General features: G+C 50.1%; 14 protein-coding genes and 2 pseudogenes. 8 read left to right on the top strand and 8 right to left on the bottom strand.

Annotation, left to right across the window (positions count from 1 at the left end):
* Positions 1-31 precede the first annotated feature (31 nt).
* Positions 32-2,938 (top strand): RNA polymerase-associated protein RapA, encoded by a 2,907-nt coding sequence (rapA, locus tag JK216_RS02970; protein ID WP_212706992.1) that lies wholly within the window; start codon positions 32-34, stop codon positions 2,936-2,938.
* Positions 2,939-2,985: 47 nt separating this feature from the next.
* A complete protein-coding gene (gene rluA, locus JK216_RS02975; protein ID WP_212706993.1) occupies positions 2,986-3,639 on the top strand; it encodes a bifunctional tRNA pseudouridine(32) synthase/23S rRNA pseudouridine(746) synthase RluA in 654 nt (217 codons plus the stop codon).
* 57 nt (positions 3,640-3,696) lie between these two features.
* On the opposite strand, the gene djlA is transcribed toward rluA, so the two are convergent.
* Entirely contained in the window at positions 3,697-4,509 is an 813-nt protein-coding gene (djlA, locus tag JK216_RS02980) for a co-chaperone DjlA (RefSeq protein WP_212706994.1), read from the bottom strand.
* A gap of 179 nt (positions 4,510-4,688) precedes the next feature.
* Between djlA and lptD the strand changes: the two genes are divergently transcribed.
* The 6 genes from lptD to apaH are packed head-to-tail and all read left to right on the top strand — an operon-like array spanning position 4,689 to position 11,465.
* Positions 4,689-7,049 carry an LPS assembly protein LptD gene (gene lptD / locus JK216_RS02985; RefSeq protein WP_212711917.1) on the top strand — a complete coding sequence of 787 codons (2,361 nt, stop codon included), beginning with the start codon at positions 4,689-4,691 and terminating at the stop codon, positions 7,047-7,049.
* Positions 7,050-7,104: 55 nt separating this feature from the next.
* Entirely contained in the window at positions 7,105-8,403 is a 1,299-nt protein-coding gene (gene surA / locus JK216_RS02990; protein ID WP_212706996.1) for a peptidylprolyl isomerase SurA, read from the top strand.
* Positions 8,396-9,388 carry a 4-hydroxythreonine-4-phosphate dehydrogenase PdxA gene (gene pdxA / locus JK216_RS02995; protein WP_212706997.1) on the top strand — a complete coding sequence of 331 codons (993 nt, stop codon included), beginning with the start codon at positions 8,396-8,398 and terminating at the stop codon, positions 9,386-9,388. The genes surA and pdxA overlap by 8 nt, the downstream gene beginning before the upstream one ends.
* On the top strand, positions 9,381-10,205 hold the full coding sequence (gene rsmA, locus JK216_RS03000; RefSeq protein WP_212706998.1) for a 16S rRNA (adenine(1518)-N(6)/adenine(1519)-N(6))-dimethyltransferase RsmA: 825 nt from the start codon (positions 9,381-9,383) through the stop codon (positions 10,203-10,205). Before pdxA ends, rsmA begins: the two co-directional genes overlap by 8 nt.
* Positions 10,206-10,208: 3 nt before the next feature.
* The gene (gene apaG, locus JK216_RS03005; RefSeq protein ID WP_212706999.1) at positions 10,209-10,586 is read left to right on the top strand and encodes a Co2+/Mg2+ efflux protein ApaG; all 378 of its coding nucleotides are present in this window, start codon (positions 10,209-10,211) and stop codon (positions 10,584-10,586) included.
* Positions 10,587-10,640: 54 nt separating this feature from the next.
* The gene (gene apaH / locus JK216_RS03010) at positions 10,641-11,465 is read left to right on the top strand and encodes a bis(5'-nucleosyl)-tetraphosphatase (symmetrical) ApaH (protein ID WP_212707000.1); all 825 of its coding nucleotides are present in this window, start codon (positions 10,641-10,643) and stop codon (positions 11,463-11,465) included.
* Positions 11,466-11,514: 49 nt separating this feature from the next.
* On the opposite strand, the gene JK216_RS03015 is transcribed toward apaH, so the two are convergent.
* The 7 genes and pseudogenes from JK216_RS03015 to carA form a co-directional block, all read right to left on the bottom strand.
* A complete protein-coding gene (locus JK216_RS03015; RefSeq protein ID WP_212711916.1) occupies positions 11,515-12,906 on the bottom strand; it encodes a family 1 glycosylhydrolase in 1,392 nt (463 codons plus the stop codon).
* Positions 12,907-13,053: 147 nt separating this feature from the next.
* A pseudogene (locus JK216_RS03020) lies at positions 13,054-14,430 on the bottom strand (PTS transporter subunit EIIC); the annotation flags it as partial.
* Positions 14,431-14,920: 490 nt separating this feature from the next.
* Positions 14,921-15,403, bottom strand: a complete 483-nt coding sequence (folA, locus tag JK216_RS03025; protein ID WP_212707003.1) for a type 3 dihydrofolate reductase — start codon at positions 15,401-15,403, stop codon at positions 14,921-14,923.
* Positions 15,404-15,607: 204 nt separating this feature from the next.
* Positions 15,608-16,684, bottom strand: a pseudogene (locus tag JK216_RS03030) (porin); the annotation flags it as partial.
* A gap of 341 nt (positions 16,685-17,025) precedes the next feature.
* Positions 17,026-18,114: a porin gene (locus JK216_RS03035; RefSeq protein ID WP_249213023.1), complete on the bottom strand. Its 1,089-nt coding sequence runs from the start codon at positions 18,112-18,114 to the stop codon at positions 17,026-17,028.
* 294 nt (positions 18,115-18,408) lie between these two features.
* Entirely contained in the window at positions 18,409-21,633 is a 3,225-nt protein-coding gene (gene carB / locus JK216_RS03040) for a carbamoyl-phosphate synthase large subunit (protein WP_212707006.1), read from the bottom strand.
* A gap of 15 nt (positions 21,634-21,648) precedes the next feature.
* Positions 21,649-22,797 (bottom strand): glutamine-hydrolyzing carbamoyl-phosphate synthase small subunit, encoded by a 1,149-nt coding sequence (gene carA, locus JK216_RS03045; RefSeq protein ID WP_212707007.1) that lies wholly within the window; start codon positions 22,795-22,797, stop codon positions 21,649-21,651.
* Positions 22,798-23,175 lie beyond the last annotated feature (378 nt).

A 23,175-nucleotide genomic window follows, 5' to 3' on the forward strand; every position in this document is an offset into this window, starting at 1 on the left:
TTACATGTTAAGAGAATCGAGCTAATTATTTATGCCTTTTACACTTGGTCAGCGCTGGATTAGTGATACAGAAAGTGAACTTGGACTGGGGACGGTCGTCGCTATCGATGCACGTATGGTCACTTTACTTTTTCCGGCAACTGGCGAAAACAGACTTTATGCCCGCAATGATTCTCCCATTACCCGCGTTATTTTTAACCCGGGTGATACGATCACCAGCCATGAAGGCTGGCAGCTTACCGTAGAAAATGTCCGGGATAACGACGGAATAATGACCTATACCGGTGTCCGGACCGACACTCAGGAAACCGATGTCAGCCTGCGGGAAGTGATGCTCGACAGTAAACTGGTATTCAGTAAACCTCAGGACAGATTATTTGCCGGGCAGCTTGATCGTATGGATCGTTTTGCTCTGCGTTTCCGCGCCCGTAAATATCAGAGTGCTCAGTACCGCCTGCCGGTCAGTGGCCTGCGCGGGATGCGGACCAACCTGATCCCCCATCAGTTACATATTGCCCATGATGTTGGCCGCCGCCACGCCCCCCGCGTATTGCTGGCCGATGAAGTCGGGCTCGGTAAGACCATCGAAGCCGGGATGATTATTCAGCAGCAGCTGCTGGCCGGCCGCGCAGAACGGGTATTAATCATTGTCCCGGAAACCTTACAGCACCAGTGGCTGGTCGAGATGCTACGCCGCTTTAACCTGCGTTTCGCCCTGTTTGACGATGAACGTTATAACGAAGCCCAGTTTGATACCAGTAACCCGTTCTATACAGAGCAGCTGGTGATCTGTTCACTGGAGTTTGCCTGCAAGAATAAACAGCGCCTGGAAGCCATGGCCGAGGCCGAATGGGACCTGATGGTGGTGGATGAAGCTCATCACTTATCCTGGAATAACGGCAAAGCCGGCCGGGAATATCTGGTGGTCGAAAAGCTGGCAGAGAATATCCCCGGAGTATTACTGCTGACGGCGACTCCTGAACAGCTGGGTATGGAAAGCCATTTTGCCCGCCTGCGTCTGCTCGACCCGGACCGCTTCCATGACTACGATCTGTTTGTTGAAGAGCAGCAGAAGTATCAGCCGGTGGCCGATGCCGTTACCTCTTTGCTGGCCGACAACCCGATCAGCCCCGCAGAAATGACCATGATTAACGACCTGATCAGCGATCAGGATATCGGCCCGCTGATAGAACAGGCTAACGGTCAGGATGAACAACGTCTGGATGCGCGTAACAAACTGGTCTCCCTCCTGATGGATCGTCATGGTACCAGCCGCGTTCTGTTTCGTAATACCCGTCAGGGCGTCAAAGGCTTTCCGTCCCGCCAGTTACAGCAATTCCGTCTGCCACTGCCTTCCCAGTACCAGACGGCCATCAAGGTTTCCGGCATTATGGGAGCCCGTAAGAGTGCAGAAGATCGGGCCCGGGATATGCTCTACCCTGAGCAGATTTATCAGGAATTTGAAGGAGACAGTGGTACCTGGTGGGCCTTTGACCCGCGTGTCGAATGGCTGACCAACTACCTGCTGGAAAATCGTAAAGAAAAAGTCCTGGTGATCTGCGCCAAAGCGGCGACCGCCTTACAGCTGGAACAGTTCCTGCGTGAGCGTGAAGGTATCCGTGCAGCGGTCTTCCATGAAGGTCTGTCGATTATTGAGCGGGACAAAGCCTCGGCATTTTTCGCTTCTCAGGAAGAAGGGGCTCAGGTACTGCTGTGTTCAGAGATTGGATCCGAAGGCCGTAACTTCCAGTTCGCCAGCCGTCTGGTGATGTTTGATTTACCTTTCAACCCCGACCTGCTGGAACAACGTATTGGTCGCCTTGATCGCATTGGTCAGCAGCATGATATTCAGATTCTGGTGCCATGGCTGGAAAATACTGCCCAGGCCGTATTATTACGCTGGTTCCACGAAGGTCTGGATGCATTTGAACACACCTGCCCTACCGGCCGTACCGTGTATGACCGCGTTCATCCGCAATTACTCAAGTATCTGGCTTCTCCGGAAGATACTGCCGGACTGGACGAATTTATTGCCGACAGCCGCCAGCAGCACGATGCCCTGAAATCACAGCTGGAACAAGGCCGTGATCGCCTGCTGGAACTGAACTCTAATGGCGGTGAACAAGCGACAGAGCTGGCCGATGCGATTGCCGCACAGGACAATGATACCGGGCTGGTGAATTTTGCCCTGAACCTGTTTGATATTGTCGGGATCAACCAGGACGACCGCAGCGATAACCTGATTGTCCTTACCCCGTCGGATCATATGCTGGTGCCGGATTTCCCGGGACTGCCGGAAGAAGGTTGTACCATCACTTTTAACCGCGAACAGGCGTTGTCCCGCGAAGATACCCAGTTTATTACCTGGGAACATCCGCTGATCCGCAACGGACTGGACCTGATCCTGTCAGGGGATACGGGCAGTAGTGCTATTTCTTTACTGAAGAATAAAGCATTACCGGTCGGTACCCTGCTGGTAGAGCTGATGTATGTGGTTGAAGCCCAGGCACCGAAACACCTGCAACTGACCCGCTTCCTGCCACCGACACCTGTCCGTTTACTGTTGGATAAAGCCGGTAATAACCTGGCGGCTAAAGTAGAATTTGAAAGCTTTAACCGTCAGTTAACTGCGGTTAACCGTCATACGGGCAGCAAACTGGTGAACGCGGTTCAGCAGGATGTGTATCAGATTCTGACCCGCGGTGAAGAAATGGTTGCCAGCGATGCCAGAGAGATCATTGAACAGGCTCGCCGCCAGGCAGATGAGACGCTGAGCGCCGAACTGGCGCGACTGCGGGCACTGCAGGCGGTTAACCCGAACATTCGCGATGACGAAGTCGAGGCTGTGGAAACAAATCGTCAGGAGGTGATGGACAACCTTGCTGAAGCAAACTGGCGGCTGGATGCATTACGACTGATCGTGGTCACACATCAGTAATCTGTCACCGGTAACGGGAGGCCTGCGGGTCTCCCGATGGATAGCTTATGGAACCTTATAATCCCCCTCTTGAGCCCTGGCTGCATATTCTGTACCAGGACAGCCATATTATCGTGGTCAATAAACCCAGCGGCCTGTTGTCAGTGCCCGGCCGCTTACCTGAGCATCATGACAGTGTCATGCTGAGAATACAGCGTGATTATCCGGACGCACAGTCAGTTCACCGGCTGGATATGGCCACCAGCGGCGTTATCGTCGTGGCCTTAACCAAAGCAGCAGAGCGAGAGCTGAAACGACAGTTTCGGGAACGGGAACCACAGAAAACCTATATTGCCCGTATCTGGGGACATCCGGCGACAGAAAAGGGGCTGGTCGACCTGCCATTGATCTGTGACTGGCCTAACCGGCCCAGGCAAAAAGTCTGCTTTGAAACGGGTAAAGCGGCCCGGACAGAATGGCGGGTAATGGAGTATTGTGATGCCGTCAGTTGCCGGGTCGAGTTAAAACCAATAACCGGGCGCTCGCATCAGCTTCGGGTGCATATGCTGGCACTGGGACATCCGATACTGGGGGATGGCTTTTATGCCCATCCGCAGGCAAAAGCGCTGGCCAGCCGTTTGTTACTGCATGCGGAGTCTCTGACCATCACACATCCGGCTTACGGAACCCCGATGACATTTCGTCAGCCGGCGGATTTCTGAAACGAATAACCGGCAAAACGGGCATGTCCGGTGATCCGGTAATGCCCGTCATTGTGGTTATTTAAAGCCTTTCTCTTTGCGGATAAGGTCATAGGCTGACTGGATTTTTTGCGTTTTCTGTTTTGCCATTTCCATCATTTCCGGCGGCAGACCTTTCGCTACCAGCTTATCGGGGTGATGTTCAGACATCAGTTTACGATAGGCACGTTTTATGGTGGTGCTGTCGTCATCGGGATTAACGCCCAGCACACTACAGGCATCGTCCAGGGTCGGCCCGCGCTGAGCCTGCTGATATCCGCCCTGATAAGAGTATCCACCACCGCTAAACTGTTCGCCGCCGGTCATCATCCGTAAAAACTGATCAAACTGCGGCCGGGAAATGCCCAGTTCTTCAGCTATCACATACAGGACCTGCCGTTCACTGGGATGCAATACTCCGTCGGCAAACGCTGCCTGCACCTGGATTTCCAGAAACATCCTGATTAAATCAAACCGGCCAAAACAGGCACTGCGGAATTCGCGTAATTTCTCCCGCAACGGATACTGGCTGTCTTTACCTTCGCGGAAGGCTTGCTGTGCCGAACGTCTTGAATCGCCATGCAGTTGCAGACGGTCCATAAATGCCGATGCCACCTGAATATCGGCCTCGGTCACCCTGCCTTTCGACTTAGTCAGATGCCCCATGACCTGAAAGGTTGTGCGAAAAAACAGGTTCTGTCGTGACTGGTTATCAGAAAAATAGCCACGGCCTTTACTCATCCGGACTTTATCGAATGCATGGCCGATCATCACCCCGAGGATAATTCCCCAGAAACCTGCACCGGAAAAAATCCCGATAATTAATCCAATTACTTTACCCCAATAGCGCATAAACTCCTCAATTCGCCATGCTTAAGGCCGAAATTTCCATTATCATACCTGTCATTTGGTTAACCGCCTATCGGCAAACAGAAGAGATCAGGATTAACACCAGTGCTATTATGCGGTAAGTTAGTCCCCGTCTGATTGTCGGCATGATGCCAGTTTTAACGGAATCCTTGATACTACGTATGAACAAAAGATTACCAACCCTGCTGGCCACGATGATTGGTGCAGCGCTCTACAGCCAGCATACCTTTGCAGATGACCTGATGTCACAGTGTATGCTGGGCGTACCTTCTTATAATCGTCCATTAACTACCGGTACGCCAAATCAGCAGCCTGTTACTATTCATTCTGATTCCGCCAAAGGGACCTACCCGAACGATTCTGTTTTTTCCGGGAAGGTCAGCGTAAATCAAGGTAACGGACAACTTCAGGCTGATGAAATACAACTTCACCAGCGTCAGCAGCCCGGGCAGAGTATACCGACACGCACCGTCGATGCATTGGGAAATGTGCATTATGATGATAATCAGGTAATTCTTAAGGGGCCTAAAGCCTGGTCTGATCTGAATACCAAAGATACCAACGTCTGGGACGGTGATTATCAGATGGTCGGCCGCCAGGGGCGCGGCAGTGCTGAGCAGATGAAACTGCGCGGTAATAACCGTTATACGATTCTGGAAAATGGTAACTTTACCTCCTGTCTGCCCGGCGACAACAGCTGGAGTGTGGCAGGATCTGAAATTATCGAAGACCGTCAGGAACAGGTTGCTGAAATCTGGAATGCCCGGTTTAAAGTCGGCCCGGTGCCGATTTTTTACAGCCCCTATTTACAACTGCCGATCGGTGATCGGCGTCGTTCAGGCTTTCTGATCCCGAATGCAAAATACGGTAATAATAATGGCTTCGAATTTATGCTGCCTTATTACTGGAATATTGCTCCGCAGATGGATGCCACCATCACCCCGCACTATATGAGCAAACGCGGGATGCAGCTGGAAAATGAATTCCGTTATCTGTCGGTGTTAGGCAGCGGTTTAATGGAACTGGACTACCTGCCCTCGGACCGTCAGTACAATAATGAAAAATCGGCACGCGGTATAGCGGACGGTACCAGCTCTAAACGCTGGCTGTTCTACTGGCGTCATGACGGTGTTTATGATCAGCACTGGCGTTTTAATGTTGATTATACCAAAGTCAGCGACAGCTATTATTTTAACGATCTGGATTCTAAATATTACAGCTCGACCGATGGCTATGCCGACCAGAAATTCAGTATCGGTTACGCGGATACTAACTGGGATGCCACCCTGTCGACCAAAGATTTCCAGACCTTTTCCCACAGCAGCAGCAATATTTATCGGACCCTGCCGCAGCTGGATGTAAACCTTTACCAGAATGATATCGGTCCGTTCGATACTCATGTCTATGGTCAGTTTGCCCGCTTCGTCAATACCAACCCGAATTATCCACGGGCGACACGGCTGCATATTGAACCGACCATCGACCTGCCTCTGTCCAATGGCTGGGCCAGCCTGAACACTGAAGCAAAATTACTGGCAACCCATTATCAGCAGGACAATATCGATGACTACAATGATAATGACAGTAACCTGTACCATCTGAAACATTCAGTCAACCGGACCCTGCCACAGTTTAAAGTGGACGGGAAGATGGTGTTTGACCGTGATATGGACTGGTCGCCGGGTTACACCCAGACACTGGAACCACGGGTACAGTACCTGTACACCCCTTATCGTGATCAGAGCAATATTTATCCTTACGACTCCACATTACTGCAGACGGATTATACCGGGCTGTTCCGTGACCGCACCTACAGTGGTCTGGATCGTATTTCATCTGCTAACCAGGTGGCGACCGGGGTGACTTCACGGATTTATGATAACAATCTGGTTGAACGTTTTAACGTTTCTGTGGGTCAGATATATTCGTTTACCCCTGCACGTACAGGAATTGCGCAAATTGATGACAACGACAGCCGTGGCAGTCTGACGTGGGCCGGAGATACATACTGGAAAATCAGTGACCGCTGGGGTGTCCGCGGGGGTCTGCAATATGACACCAAACTGGATAATATTTCCCAGGGAAATGCGGTTCTGGAATACCGCCGTGATACAGACCGTATGGTACAGCTGAACTATCGCTACAGCAGCCCGGAATACGTCGCACAGGCGCTGGATAATGCATCACTGCTGACTAACCCGATTTATAAAAACGGGATATCACAGGCAGGAGTCACCGCAAGCTGGCCGATCGCCGATGCATGGTCAGTGGTGAGTGCATACTATTACGATACCCGTAATAGAAAGCCGGCAGAACAGCTGTTAGGTCTTCAGTACAGTTCTTGTTGCTACGCGATCCGTGTCGGATATGAGCGTAAAATCAATGGCTGGGAAAATAACACAAGTAAATATGACAACCAGATTTCATTCAACATTGAATTCCGTGGCCTGAGTTCAAACTACGGCCTGGGAACCGACCAGATGCTGCATCAGGGAATTATCCCTTATCAGCCCGCGTTTTGATGTTGTAATGTATGGCCGGTAAACTCCGCAACGCGGTAACAACGATGGATAAAGTATGAAGAACTGGAGAATGCTGATTCTGGGTGCAGCAATGACTGCAACAACTGCGACTGCGATTGCGGCACCACAGATGATTGATAAAGTCGCAGCTGTAGTAAATAACGGTGTTGTTTTAGAAAGCGACATCGACAATATGATGAGTACCGTGAAAACTCAGGCAAAAGAAGCCGGCCAGCAATTACCCGATGATCAGACACTGCATCATCAGATCCTTGAACGGGAAATTATGGACAGCATAATTTCCCAGATGGGACAGCGTGCCGGTATTCAAATCAGCGATCAGGAGCTTGACCAGGCTATCGGCAATATTGCGGCACAGAACCATATGACCCTCGATCAGCTGCGCAGCCGACTGAGCTACGACGGTGTTGATTACAATACCTACCGCAGCCAGATCCGTAAAGAAATGCTGATTTCTACGGTACGCAACAATGAGGTCAGAAGCCGTATCACTATTCTTCCTCAGGAAGTTGATAATCTGGCAAAACAGATTGCTGACCAGAACGTGCCGGGGACTGAACTTAATCTGAGCATGATCCTGCTGCCTCTGCCGGAAAATCCGACTCAGCAACAGGTCGACGATGAAGAAGCACTGGCGAAAAAACTGGTCGGTGAACTGAAGAAAGGGGCTGACTTCGGTAAGATGGCGGTCACCTACTCTGCCGATCCTCAGGCGCTGAAAGGCGGAAATATGGGCTGGGGTAAAATTGAAGAATTGCCAAATCTGTTCAGCCAGGCGCTGAGTACCGCCCGCAAAGGCGATATCGTCGGTCCTATCCGTTCCGGTGTCGGCTTCCATATTCTGAAAGTGAACGACATGCGTGGCGAAACACAAAATGTTTCTGTCACCGAAGTGCATGCCCGCCATATTCTGATCAAAGTATCACCGATCATGAGTGATCAGCAGGCACGTGCAAAAATCCAGCAGCTTTCTGATGAGATCAACAGCGGAAAAATCAGTTTTGCCGATGCCGCGAAACGCTTTTCTGACGATCCCGGTTCAGCGAACCAGGGCGGTGACCTCGGCTGGGCATCACCTAATATTTACGATCCTGCCTTCCGCGATGCGGTAATGAACCTGAAAAAAGGTCAGCTCAGTGCACCGGTCCGTTCTTCTTTTGGCTGGCATCTGATTCAGTTGCTGGATACCCGCAAGGTAGACCGTACTCAGGATGCGGACAAAGACCGCGCCTACCGGATGCTGTTTAACCGTAAATTCGCCGAAGAAGCACAGACCTGGATGCAGGAACAACGTGCTGAAGCGTATGTGAAAGTTCTGGATAACAATGGCTGATATCCCGCGGATAGTGATCACACCCGGTGAACCTGCCGGGATTGGTCCTGATTTAACCGTACAGCTGGCCGCATATGACTGGCCGGCCGAGCTGGTGGTCTGTGCCGACAGACAACTGCTACTGGATCGGGCCGCACAACCTGGTCTGCCTCTGACCCTGTCTGAGTACCGGCCGGATGAACCAGCCCGCCCGCAGAAAGCCGGCAGCTTAACGCTGCTGCAGGTGCCCCTTAATGCTCCGGTAACGGCAGGACATCTGTCGGTGGCTAACAGCGACTATGTGTTACGCAGTTTATCAGCCGCCAGCGATGGCTGCCTGAAGGGAAATTTTTCTGCCCTGGTCACCGGGCCGGTTCATAAAGGGGTTATCAACGATGCCGGTATTCCTTTTACCGGGCATACGGAATTTTTCGCCGACCGCGCAGGTTGCCAGAAAGTAGTGATGATGCTGGCAACCACCGGGTTACGTGTTGCTCTGGCAACCACCCACCTGCCACTGAAAGAGGTGTCGGCGGCGATTACCCGCGATAACCTGCATCAGGTTATTACGATCCTCCATCATGACCTGCAACATAAATTCCATATTCCGCAGCCGCGGATCCTGGTGTGCGGACTGAATCCCCATGCCGGAGAGGGAGGCCATATGGGGCATGAAGAGATCGATGTGATTGAACCAGCCCTCAATGAGCTCCGTCAGCAGGGAATTATGCTGACCGGTCCGCTACCTGCCGATACTCTGTTCCAGCCTAAATATCTGCAAAATGCGGATGCAGTGCTGGCAATGTATCACGATCAGGGATTACCGGTGTTAAAATACCAGGGTTTTGGCCGTGCGGTAAATATTACCCTTGGCCTGCCATTTATCCGGACCTCTGTTGACCATGGCACCGCGCTTGAATTAGCCGGTACCGGGCAGGCAGATCCGGGAAGCTTTATCACGGCGATCAAACTCGCCACTACTATGATTAAGAGCAGTAATGAATAATCGCGTCCACCAGGGGCACTACGCCCGTAAACGTTTCGGGCAAAACTTCCTTAACGACCAGTACATTATCGATAGTATTGTTTCTGCTATCCATCCGCAAAAAAGTGATGCGCTGGTAGAAATCGGCCCGGGTCTCGGGGCACTGACTGAACCTGTCGGTGAAAAACTGGATGCCCTGACCGTGATCGAACTCGATCGTGATCTGGCAGCCCGTTTGCAGACTCATCCGTTCCTCGGTCCGAAGCTGACCCTGTTCCAGCAGGATGCCATGACATTCAACTTCGCAGAACTGGCAGCTGAACGCGGGCAGCCACTGCGGGTGTTTGGTAACCTGCCCTATAATATTTCAACCCCACTGATGTTCCATCTGTTCAGCTACCCGGGTGCTATTAAAGATATGCACTTTATGCTGCAGAAAGAAGTGGTTAACCGACTGGTTGCCGGACCGGGCAGCAAAGCTTACGGACGTCTTACCGTGATGGCGCAATACTATTGTCAGGTGATCCCGGTACTGGAAGTGCCCCCTCATTCCTTTACCCCGCCACCCAAAGTCGACTCCGCGGTGGTGCGTTTGATCCCGCATACGGATTCGCCTTATCCGGCCGTCGATGTGAAAGTCTTAAGCCGTATTACTACCGAAGCCTTTGGCAAGCGCCGTAAAACACTGCGTAACAGCCTCGGCCATTTATTCCCTGAAAGCGTACTGACTGAGCTGGGCATTGATAATAATCTGCGTGCAGAAAACATCAGTATTGCGCAATACTGCCAGCTGGCACACTGGCTGACAGAACATCCGGAACATCCCCGGGAGAGCTGAACCATGAGTGCATCCAGACGCGTTTACGTTAATGTGCAGACATTTTATGTGGCTTCACAGTCACAACCGGAAGCCGGCCGCTATGTTTTTGCCTATACGATTACCATCCGTAATTTAGGCCACAATACGGTCTGTCTGCGTGAGCGCTACTGGCTGATCACCAATGGAGATGGTAACGAAACAGAGGTACGGGGTGAGGGCGTGGTCGGTGAACAACCGGTTATTGCGCCGGGCGAAGAGTACCAGTACACCAGTGGTGCAGTTCTGGAAACCCCGATTGGCACCATGCAAGGGCACTATGTCATGCAGGACGAACAGGGTGAGGAGTTCCATACGCCTGTGCCTGTGTTCCGACTGGCGGTTGCCACCCTCCTCCATTAAACATTTCTGCCGGCCTGTGCTACAGGTCAAATGTTATATGCTGACAGGATTTTCATGAGTACGTATCTGATAGGCGATATTCACGGTTGTTACGCAGAATTCTGCGCGTTACTCGACCAGGTCAGTTTTGACCCGTCTGCCGATGAACTTTGGCTGACCGGGGATCTGGTGGCCCGCGGGCCGGATTCACTGGCGGTGTTACGCAAAGTAAAATCGCTGGGTGATTCTGTTCGTCTGGTGCTCGGTAACCATGATTTGCATATTCTGGCGGTTTACGCCGGAATCAGCCGTAATAAACCCAAAGATAATCTTGCCCCGCTACTGGCGGCGGCTGACTGTGATGAGCTGATTAACTGGCTGCGTCGTCAGCCAGTATTGCAGGTTGATGAAGACAAAAAACTGGTGATGGCTCATGCCGGTATTACCCCTCAATGGGATATCGAGACCGCCAGCAACTGTGCCAGAGAACTGGAAGCCGTTTTAGCCAGCGATACTTATCCGCTATTTCTGGATGCCATGTACGGCGATATGCCAAATAACTGGTCTGAAGAACTGAGCGGTTTGTCTAAGCTCAGGTTCAGCGCCAATGCCCTGACCCGTATGCGCTATTGCTTCCCTAACGGGCAGCTGGATATGATCTGTAAAGATACGCCGGAAAAAGCGATACCGCCGCTCAGGCCCTGGTTTCAGCTGAGCAGTCCGGTACGTGAGAATTACACGATTGTTTTCGGCCACTGGGCATCGCTGGAAGGGAAAGGGACCCCGCAAGGGGTTATTGCACTGGATACCGGCTGCTGCTGGGGCGGCAGCCTGACAATGCTGCGCTGGGAAGATAATCACTATTTCCACCAGCCATCATTCCAGCGTAAAAAGGACTGATGTTTTGTGCTATTGCCCCTTTCCCGTAAAGGGGCAATCAGCACCGGATTTATTTCAATATCGCTCCGCGGCTGGCAATAACTGACTGATACCACCCAAAGCTCTTTTTGCGGTAACGCTGTAAGCTGCCACTGCCATCATCATGGCGATCCACATAAATAAAGCCATAGCGTTTTGACAGTTCACCTTTCGAGGCACTGACTAAATCAATCGGCCCCCAGCTGGTATAACCGAGTATATTCACACCGTCCTCCAGGGCTTCCCTGACCTGCTGTAAATGATCATTCAGGTAGCTTATCCGGTAATCATCGATAACCTGATGATCTTCTGTCAGCTGATCTCTGGCCCCCAACCCGTTTTCAACAATAAACAACGGTTTGTGATAACGATCCCAGAGTAGATTCAGTAATACACGCAGCCCGAGGGGATCGATCTGCCAGCCCCATTCCGATGCAGTCAAATGCGGGTTCGGGATCATATTCAGAATATTTGCCGGACAGGACTGATGCCGGGCAGCATCTGCGCTGGCACACCCGGACATGTAATAGCTGAATGAGACAAAATCCACACTGTGTTTCAGGGCTGCATCATCTTCTTCAGTAATATACAGCCGGATATTATTCTCCCTGAAATAGCGCAGCATATAGCCCGGGTACTCTCCCCTGACCTGAATATCACCAAAAAACAGCCAGTGACGATTTTCCTGCATTGCTACCCACACGTCTGCAGGGCGGCTGGTTAACGGATAGACCAGCCCCCCCAGCAGCATATTACCGATTTTCGCTGCCGGGATAATTTCATGACAGGCTTGTACCGCCAGACCACTGGCCACCAGCTGATGATGAATTGCCTGGTAAATATTGCTCAGGGAGCTGTCTGAAGCAATACCAATACCCGTCACCGGTGCATGAAGTGACATATTGATTTCGTTAAATGTCAGCCATAACTTCACCTGCTCACGGTAGCGTGTAAAAACTACTCTGGCATAATTCATAAAGAAACCAATAAGCTGGCGGTTACCCCATCCCCCGTATTCAGAGACCAGTGCCCAGGGCATCTCGTAATGGGATAAAGTAACCATCGGCTGGATACCGTGCTGCTCTAACTCGGCAAAAATCTTATCGTAATAGGCCAGTCCGGCTTCATTGGGTGTGGTTTCATCGCCACGCGGAAATATACGCGTCCAGGCAATCGACAGGCGCAGACAGCTAAACCCCATTTCGGCAAACAGAGCAATATCCTGCGGATAACGATGATAGAAATCGATCGCAATATCTTTCAGCTGACCGCTGGCCGGCTGGCGCTGATCAATACCGCCAAAAATCCCCTGAGGGTGGACATCCGACGTTGAAAGCCCTTTGCCGTCTTCCTGCCATGCGCCCTCCACCTGGTTTGCCGCAATGGCCCCTCCCCATAAAAATGTTTCCGGAAACAGTTTCATTTATCTCTCCTTAGATAGTCGGTAATCTTTTTCGGGCGCGTTTACTGTCAGGTCAGAGTTATCGCCGCTGCGGGGGCTATTCTGTCACCGGCTTTTCCGTCCCGGACACTGCGAAATCTGTCTGGTATATTATTCCGCAGCACGGGTCGCTGAACGTGGGATACCAAACAAAAATGTCAACAGACAGGAAAGGATCAACGCGATCAGGGATCCGGCAATCGCTCCCCATACTGTAAGATCAACCCCTTGCGCCGGGATCATCTGTGCAAAAGAAAATACACTGACTAAACCAAATGACCAGACCTTCACCTGAAACAGGCCGACAATGCCCCCGCCGATACCTCCGGCAATACAGCCAAACAAAAAAGGACGTTTCAGAGGTAAAGTGACACCATAAATAGCAGGTTCGGTGATACCGAAAATCCCCGCAGTCACTGAGGTGCCAGCCAGCATTTTCAGCTGCTTGTCACGGCAGGCAAAGAAAACCCCCAGCGCAGCCCCCGCCTGTCCCAGTACTGCCGGCAGTAATAAAGGGATAATCGTATCGAAGCCCAGAACACTCAGGTTATTAATCGCCACTGGCACCAGCCCCCAGTGCAAACCGAAAATAACGCATACCTGCCAGACTGCACCAAGAAACATTCCTGCAATCCAGGGCGCAATGTCATAGATCCACTGATATCCGCCTGCCAGCAACTGACTGAGCCATGTGGATAATGGGCCAATCACCAGAAATGTCAGCGGAACTATCGCCAGCAAACAAAAAAAAGGCGTGGCAAAATTACGGATGGCGATGGGTAAACGCCGGTGCAGGTGTTTTTCCAGCCAGCAGCAAATCCAGGCTGCAAAAATTATCGGGATCACCGAAGAGCTGTAATTAATAAAGGTCAGCGGGATACCAAAAAAGGTGGCAGCTTCCGTTGATGCACCCGCCTCATTCAGACTCAGGATCAACGGATGTACCAGCGTTCCGCCTGCTGCCATTGTCAGAAACGGTGAACCACCAAACTTTTTACCTGCCGTATAACCTAATACCAGTGGGAAGAAATAAAACAATGCATCACTGGCAGCAAACCATATCTGATAGGTTCCGCTGGCAGGTGATAATATTTCCGTCGCCACGGCCAGCGCCAGAAATCCTTTAAGAATGCCGGAAGCCGCCATAACACTTAATACCGGAGTAAAAATGCCCGAGACCAGATCAATAAATCGTGCCAGCAGATTACCCGCAGGCGGTGTTTTTTCCGTGGCTAATGGTGCCTGTAATACGGGCTCTGCTCTGAGATACTCTTCAATGCACCGGAATACATCACCGACCTGCTGGCCAATTACTACCTGAAACTGACCACCGCTCTCCACCACGGCAATCACCTGCTCAAGGGATTTAATTTTTTCCGCTGCCCCCTGAGGCGGAGTATACAGTTTAAACCGAAGCCGGGTTGCACAATGGACCACTGTATTTATATTTCCCACACCGCCAACAGCTTCAATTATCTGTTCCGCTAATTTCACATATACCGCCATCCTGCTCTCCCTTATTTACTCCGTTATTCCCTTATAAAGCACCTTAATCTGTAATATTCTTATCACTGCATATCGGGTATCCGGCGATGTTTCCCTCCTGAGTTTTGTTTTTTAACTATGAGCTTCCAGTGAATTAATAACCGGAGGTTAATCATAAAAATTAAAATAAATAATAAATAATAATACCAGCAGGAAAAATAAGAACACCTTGCATAATTTTTATGACAAGACTAATTTAACCGCAGGGGAAGTAAACAATTCAGTTTTTTTAATGAAATAATCTTAATCATTGCATGATATTCTGTGGAATGAAAAATAACACTGGTTAAAACTTATTCCACTATTATTTTCAACAGCAATAATTTTTGTGAAGATGATCAAGATATAAAGGCTACAGAGGAGACAACAGCAAACAATAACGACGGGATAACACAGGACTGAACCGGCCGCCTGCGACGCTGATTATCACGGGCGGCCTGATGTGCACAGACTAACGACGGCGCTCGAGGATTTCGAAACAGAAACTGTGGCTATTACTGCTGTCAGCATCATGAAATTCACTGAACACAGATTGCCAGTCGTCCGGGGCATAGTCGGGAAACTGGGTATCTCCCTCAACTTCTGCATCAATATGGGTCAGATACAACCGGTCGGCTTTTTCCAGCATCTGGGCATAAATATTTCCGCCACCAATGATCATGATCTCTGGCACATCCCCCGCCAGTTGTAGCGCTTCATCAGGAGACGCTGCCAGGGTGACCCCCTGTATCTCATCTGCTGAGCGGCTGATCACAATATTCAGTCGTCCGGGTAATGGGCGGCCGATTGACTCAAACGTCCGCCGCCCCATAATTACCGGCTTGTTCAGGGTCTGTTTTTTGAACCAGGCCAGATCTGCCGGCAGGCTCCATGGCATGGTATTGTCCATCCCGATAATACGATCCGCCGCCATGGCAGCAATCAGACTAATCATTACGTTAACCCGCTGGAAAAATTGGCGCCATCATACGGAAAGGTATTCACTTCGTCGATAGGCATCTGAGACTATTTCACTCTGCGCGGTGCGGAGTCGTGATAGCTTATCCATTAATCGCGGAGTCACTTTTCGAAAAAGAATGATTAAACAGCAGATTAAGAGAAAATACTCTGCCGCATTGTACTGTGCGGCAGCAGCAGATCAGAAATTATAATAGATACGGACGACGTTCATATTACCCAGATGATCGGTACTGGAGGTTAATACATACTCATAATCGACACGGAATCCATAGTCGAGGTTAAAGGCGACCCCTAAACCATTATCTGTGCGCTGATAGTTGCGGCCGGTGACGAATTGCATCCGGTCGCCCATAAAGTAAGGCTGAACCGACTGTAAGGCATAGCGCTGCACCGGAATATTGTAACCGGCATAATATTCAACGCCCCAGGCATCACCGGCAAAATACCTTTTAACATCAATATTCTGGCTTGGTTCAAAATTCTGATACCAGCCACCTCCCGCTGCCAGCACCCAGTGGCCGGGATGCCAGCTGAACGCTGTACCCAGCAAATTCTGATTATAGTTCTTACTCTGATGTGGCTGCGGATTACGCATTTGTGCTTTGGTATAGTTCCAGGCCATCGCCCAGCTCAGGTCCGGGGTTAACTGATAGTTAAATCCGAGTGACCCACCGCCACGCCGTTTATAACGCAGTCCGTTACCGGGCAGGTAACTGCTGTCTGCAAAAAGATACGCTGCATACAATTCAACGTTACCGATACGGTTTTGATAGCGTAGCTGTTTCCTTGGCCGGTAAGATCCATCATAGTCACCGTTGATACCATTACCCGGCGCCTGACCCAGCATATCGTAATCCCAGATATCTGTTTTTGACCCAATAACATCGTAGTAGATACTGTTGCGCTGGCCGAAAGTCAGTTCGCCCCACTCTTTACTGCGGATCCCTGTGTACATCATTCTGCGGGTAGTGTTTTTATCGTTTTCGGCATAGTGACCACTCCAGTCAAGCAATGCCGGAATATTCACTCCCAGCTCATAGTAGTTAGTCCAGGTCAGATCATTTGTCAGCCGGTAATCTGCGGTAAAACGAAAACGGGTACCGCCATCAAACACATTACGTTTATAGTTTTTTCCTTTACCACTGGTCATATGGTTTAATTGCGGACGGATACTCCCCCCGACCTGAAAGTTTAACCGGCTGAGTAAATCATCTTTCTGCGGATCCGCTTTTAACAGCGTGATTTCGGCATAACTGGTCACAGGCAATGCAGAGGCCAGTACCAGCAGCGTGCCCGGCAGTATAAAATACCAACTGTTATTCATAATTAATCCCGATAATATAAAATATTCTAATTATAAAAATGACGGTTTTTAATAAGTTATCGGGCAGAATTTAGCATGGTTAAATTTTGAGTAATCAGGCAGATAAAACGCATATTTCATCGTTAAATAAGGTAATCGCCGGATAAAAAACAGTAAATCTGTCACAGACCGCAGGATAAAAAAGTGATAGCGGGTAACGTTTCGGAGGGGACGGAGGGAAAGGCCTGTCCGCAGGACAACAGTAAATCTGTTTTACGGACTGGCCATAATACTCAGAAATCGTAACGCAGCCGCACCAGGTTCAGATCACCGATATTATCAGTACTTGAAGTAAAGATATGCTCTGCATCAATACGGAAACCATAAGCCATCTGGAAAGAAATTCCCAGGCCATTATCAATCCGCTGATAATGACGTCCGCTGACAAATTGCAGACGATCCCCCATCACATAAGGCTGGATCGTTTTTATCCCATACTGTTTGATATGGAATTTATAGCCGGCAAAATATTCAGTGCCCCAGCTACTACCGGCAAAGTAATTCTCGATAGTCACTTTTTTGGTCGGTGCAAAGTTCTGATACCAGCCTCCGCCCATCGCAAATATCCAGTTATCAGGCTTCCAGCTTAAGGCGGTGCCCAGCAGGTTCTGATTGTAGTCGCGACTTTGGCCGGTGGCAGGATTGCGCATCGCCGCTTTGGTATAACTCCAGGCAACCCCCCAGCTCAGCTGCGGGGTAATATGATAGTCAGCCCCTAAAGATCCGCCGCCCTGGCGCTTATAAGCCAGCCCGTTGCCCGGATAATAATTATTGTCGGTAAACAGATAACCTGCATAAACATCCACAGGGCCAACCGATTTTTCATATTTCAACAGCTTACGGGCCCGATGGGTACCATCATAGTCACCATTGATCCCAACCCCCGGTCCCTGGGCCAGCATATCGTCATCCCAGATATCCGTTTTTGCTCCGACCACATCGTAGTAAATGCTGTTTTGCTGCCCGAAAGTCAGACGGCCCCATGTTTTACTTTCCAGCCCCGTATACATCTGTCGGCGGGTGGTATTATGCGCGCCGGGCTGATAATGGTGGTCCCATTTTAATACTGCCGGAATATTAACGCCCGGTTCGTAATAGTTAATCCAGCTCAGATCCGGGTTAATACGGTAACGGGCCCCGAAACGGAACCGGCTGCCGCCATCAAAACCATTGCGCTTATATGACTTATCATCCACCCCTGTCGAGTGATTAAACTGTGGCCGGATACTGCCGCCCACGGTTAAATCGAGCCGGCTCAAAGGATTATCTGCCGGTAGCGGTGGAATTACATGAATATCTGCCTGACCGGCAACCGGTATCATTGAAATAAGTACCAGGCCGCCGCGAACAGACTGACTCAGCCAGTTTTTTCTCATCTGGATTATCCATAAATATAAATAATAATTTAAACGAATTGTTCTCACGGAGATTATCGGGGTAAAGATAAATACCAGATAACTCAATGCTATTTATTGAATATAAAAAATAGGAAAGCAGAAAATGACAGATGATCCTGTCAGAAAGTTAAATTTTTTTAAATGGTATAACGTGCGTTTTGATGATTTTTACTGAAATGATAAGCGACCCTGCAATCAGGGCCGCTTATTTAAGGCAGGTCAGGCATTAATTTCGGCGTGCATTTCCTGAACAGAAATCACCCGTTCGGTCGGATCGGCATTCAGTGCCATTGCTGTGGCAAAACCACCATTCAGGGTCGTGTCGTAATGCACTTTATACTGCAGTGCACTGCGTCTGATCAGGCGTGAATCTTCTATCGCCTGGCGTCCGGCCGTGGTATTAACAATATAGCTGTATTCACCATTTTTCAGACGGTCCTGAATATGCGGTCGCCCTTCATGTACTTTATTCACCAGCCGCGGGTTAATCCCTGCTTCACCCAGGACCACTGCCGTACCGTGTGTCGCATCCAGTTCATAACCATATTTCATTAATTTGGCTGCCAGATCGACAACCCGCTTTTTGTCGCCTTCACGCACGGATAACAGTGCACGTCCTGACTTTTTCATCATCGACTGTGAACCCAGCATAGCCTTAGAGAAAGCTTCTGCAAAGGTACGACCGACGCCCATAACCTCACCGGTAGAACGCATTTCCGGACCGAGGATCGGGTCAACTCCCGGGAATTTGTTAAACGGTAATACCACTTCTTTTACCGAATAATAAGGAGGGATTATCTCTTTGGTGACACCCTGCGCCGCCAGTGTTTTACCGGCCATAACACGTGCTGCAACTTTGGCTAATGGCACACCGGTGGCTTTAGAAACAAAAGGTACTGTACGGGCTGCTCGCGGGTTAACTTCAATCAGATAGACTTCGTTATCTTTAACGGCAAACTGCACATTCATCAGACCGCGAACATTCAGTTCAAATGCCAGATTTTTTACCTGCTCACGCATTACGTCCTGAATCTGCTGGCTTAAGGTATACGCCGGCAGTGAACAGGCTGAGTCACCGGAGTGAACACCGGCCTGCTCAATGTGTTCCATAATTCCGCCAATCAGTACCTGTTCACCATCGCAGATAGCATCGACATCGACTTCGACAGCATCATCCAGGAAGCGATCCAGTAACACAGGCGCATCATTTGACACAGACACGGCGGTCATAAAATAGCGTTTCAGGTCGATTTCGTCATACACAATTTCCATTGCCCGGCCGCCCAGTACATAAGAAGGGCGAACCACTAACGGATAACCAATCGAAACGGCTTTCTCAACGGCCTGTTCCAGGGCTGTGACGGTTGCATTTGCCGGTTGTTTTAATGCCAGACGCTCAACGGCATGCTGGAAACGTTCACGGTCTTCGGCACGGTCGATAGCATCAGGGCTGGTGCCAATGACCGGGACACCGGCGGCTTCCAGAGCACGGGCCAGTTTAAGTGGTGTCTGGCCGCCGTACTGAACAATCACCCCTTTGGGCTGTTCAATACGAACAATCTCCAGCACATCTTCCAGGGTCACAGGCTCAAAGTACAGACGGTCAGAGGTATCGTAATCGGTAGAGACCGTTTCAGGGTTACAGTTAACCATAATGGTTTCGTAACCATCTTCACGTAATGCCAGTGAAGCGTGGACGCAGCAATAGTCGAATTCAATACCCTGACCAATACGGTTCGGGCCACCGCCAAGGATCATGATTTTTTCACGATCAGTATTCGGGCTGGCTTCGCACTCTTCTTCATAAGTTGAGTACATGTAAGCCGTGTCCGTCGCGAACTCTGCCGCACAGGTATCCACCCGCTTATAGACCGGATACAGATTATATTGCTGACGAAGTTTACGGACTTCATGTTCCGCTACTCCCGCCAGTTGTGCCAGCCGGAGGTCAGCAAAACCTTTACGCTTCAGCTGACGCAGGAAGTCGTAGTTCAGGCCATTCAGTCCCTGACGGGCAACCTGCTCTTCCAGACGAACCAGTTCTTCAATCTGCACCAGGAACCAGCGGTCGATATTGGTCAGATTAAACACACCATCAACTGACATCCCCAGACGGAACGCATCAGCGATATACCAGATACGGTCACTGCCGGCATCTTTCAGTTCACGGCGAATGCGGGTCAGTGCATCAGCCTCTTCCGGATCCACTTTCGGGTCAAATCCACAGGCACCGACTTCCAGGCCACGTAATGCCTTTTGCATGGATTCCTGGAAGGTACGGCCAATCGCCATGACTTCACCCACTGACTTCATTTGCGTGGTCAGACGGTCATTACTGCCGGCAAATTTTTCGAAGTTAAAGCGAGGGATTTTGGTCACGACATAGTCGATAGAAGGTTCGAATGACGCCGGTGTCAGCCCCCCGGTAATATCATTCATCAGTTCATCGAGGGTATAGCCAACCGCCAGCTTAGCGGCAATTTTAGCAATCGGGAAGCCGGTGGCTTTTGACGCCAGCGCCGAAGAACGTGACACCCTTGGGTTCATTTCGATAACAATCAAACGACCATTTTCCGGGTTTACCGAGAACTGGACGTTAGAACCACCGGTTTCCACACCAATCTCACGCAGTACGGCCATCGAGGCATTACGCATGATCTGATACTCTTTATCGGTCAGGGTCTGAGCCGGCGCAACGGTGATTGAGTCACCCGTATGGATCCCCATGGCATCGAAGTTTTCAATCGAGCAGACAATGATACAGTTATCATTTTTGTCACGAACAACTTCCATTTCATACTCTTTCCAGCCAATCAGCGACTCATCAATCAGCAGCTCATTGGTCGGAGACAGATCCAGTCCGCGTTCACAGATTTCTTCAAACTCTTCGCGGTTATACGCGATACCGCCACCGGTGCCCCCCATCGTAAAGGAAGGACGAATAATGCACGGAAAGCCAACCTCAGCAGCCACTTTTAAGGCTTCGTCCATGGTATGGGCAATCCCGGAACGGGCAGTATCCAGTCCGATGCTTTTCATCGCTTTATCAAAACGGCGGCGATCTTCTGCTTTATCAATCGCATCGGCGGTTGCACCAATCATGGTAACGCCAAATTCTTCCAGAACCCCCTGTCTTTCCAGCTCCAGCGCACAATTCAGTGCGGTCTGGCCACCCATGGTCGGCAGCACAGCATCAGGACGTTCTTTTTCTATGATTTTACGTACCACTTCCCAGTGGATTGGCTCAATATAGGTCGCATCCGCCATTTCCGGGTCAGTCATTATGGTTGCCGGATTCGAGTTCACCAGCACCACACGGTAACCTTCTTCACGCAGGGCTTTACAGGCCTGCGCTCCGGAATAGTCGAACTCACAGGCTTGTCCGATAACAATAGGACCGGCACCAAGGATCAGGATCGATTTTATATCTGTACGTTTTGGCATTTATTAGCTCCTGGATTACCTGTTACCGGAACGGAAAGTATTAATTAATTCAATGAAGTGATCGAACAGCGGTGCCGCATCATGCGGTCCGGGGCTCGCTTCAGGGTGTCCCTGGAAACTGAAAGCTGGCTTATCCGTGCGATGGATACCTTGTACCGTGTGGTCAAACAGGGATTTATGGGTCACCCGTAAACATGACGGAAGATTCTGCTCATCAACGGCAAAACCGTGGTTCTGTGCGGTAATCATCACCACATCACGATCCAGGTCTTTGACCGGGTGGTTACCGCCATGGTGACCCAGTTTCATTTTTACGGTCGCGGCACCACTGGCCAGGGCTAATAACTGGTGTCCGAGGCAAATACCAAACAGCGGGATATCGGTTTCGAGGAATTGTTTAATCGCGCTGATAGCATAGTCACAAGGTTCCGGGTCACCGGGACCATTAGATAAGAAAATACCATCCGGATTCATTTTCAGCACTTCATCTGCCGGGGTCTGCGCCGGAACAACCGTCAGACGCACCCCGCGGTCAGCCAGCATACGCAGAATATTACGCTTAGCACCAAAATCGTAGGCGACTACATGGTAAGGCAGTTCACTGTCAGCCTTAGGGGCCGGTAGTCCATCGTTCAGTGTCCAGCTGCCCTGTGTCCACGGATATGCTTTATCGGTGGTTACTTCTTTCGCTAAATCCATGCCTTTCAGGCCCGGGAAGTTTTTCGCCTGCTGTAGTGCCGCAGCGACATCCGGGTTATCACCGGCAATAATGCAGCCATTCTGTGCGCCCTTTTCCCGCAGTAAACGGGTCAGTTTACGGGTATCAATATCAGCAATAGCGACAATGTTATGACGGGAAAGATAGGCTGAAAGGTCTTCGGTGCTGCGGTAGTTGCTGGCAATCAGGGGCAGGTCGCGAATAACTAATCCCTGCGCATGTACCCGGGATGACTCTTCGTCAGCGGGATTAGTACCAACATTACCGATATGGGGATAAGTAAGAGTGACGATCTGGCGGGAATAGGAAGGATCAGTAAGAATTTCTTGATAACCGGTCATTGACGTATTGAAAACGACCTCTCCCACTGCCGATCCGCTGGCCCCAATGGCCCGACCGTGGAACTCGGTTCCGTCTTCCAGAACCAGGATTGCTGACTTAATCAAAACTTCCTCCGGGGAATAAATAGTCACTATACCTGCATATTAATTCATTATTGATACCTGAATCAATCCAAAAAACACCTGAAAGGTCTAATTTTGGCAAATTGGGCGCATTCTAATGACCAGCCCTGCTTATGTCCAGTCTGAAAGGTAATATTATTAGTTTTTTTAACCCACTGATGGCAAAAATATACTGACAGGGTTAAAAACAGGGGATTGCTGGCCGTTTAAAACGATTGCCTGATAAGAAGCATAGCAGAAAGCGGGAAAACTGGTAATTTCAGACCAAATGGTCCGAAAAATCAGTTGGAGACAATATAAAAATAATAGAAAACAAATAAAAATAAAGGCTACGCAATAAAAACAAACAAAAACAATTAT

It is taken from the genome of Tatumella sp. JGM94 (assembly GCF_018257595.1).
GTDB classification, from domain to species: domain Bacteria; phylum Pseudomonadota; class Gammaproteobacteria; order Enterobacterales; family Enterobacteriaceae; genus Tatumella; species Tatumella punctata.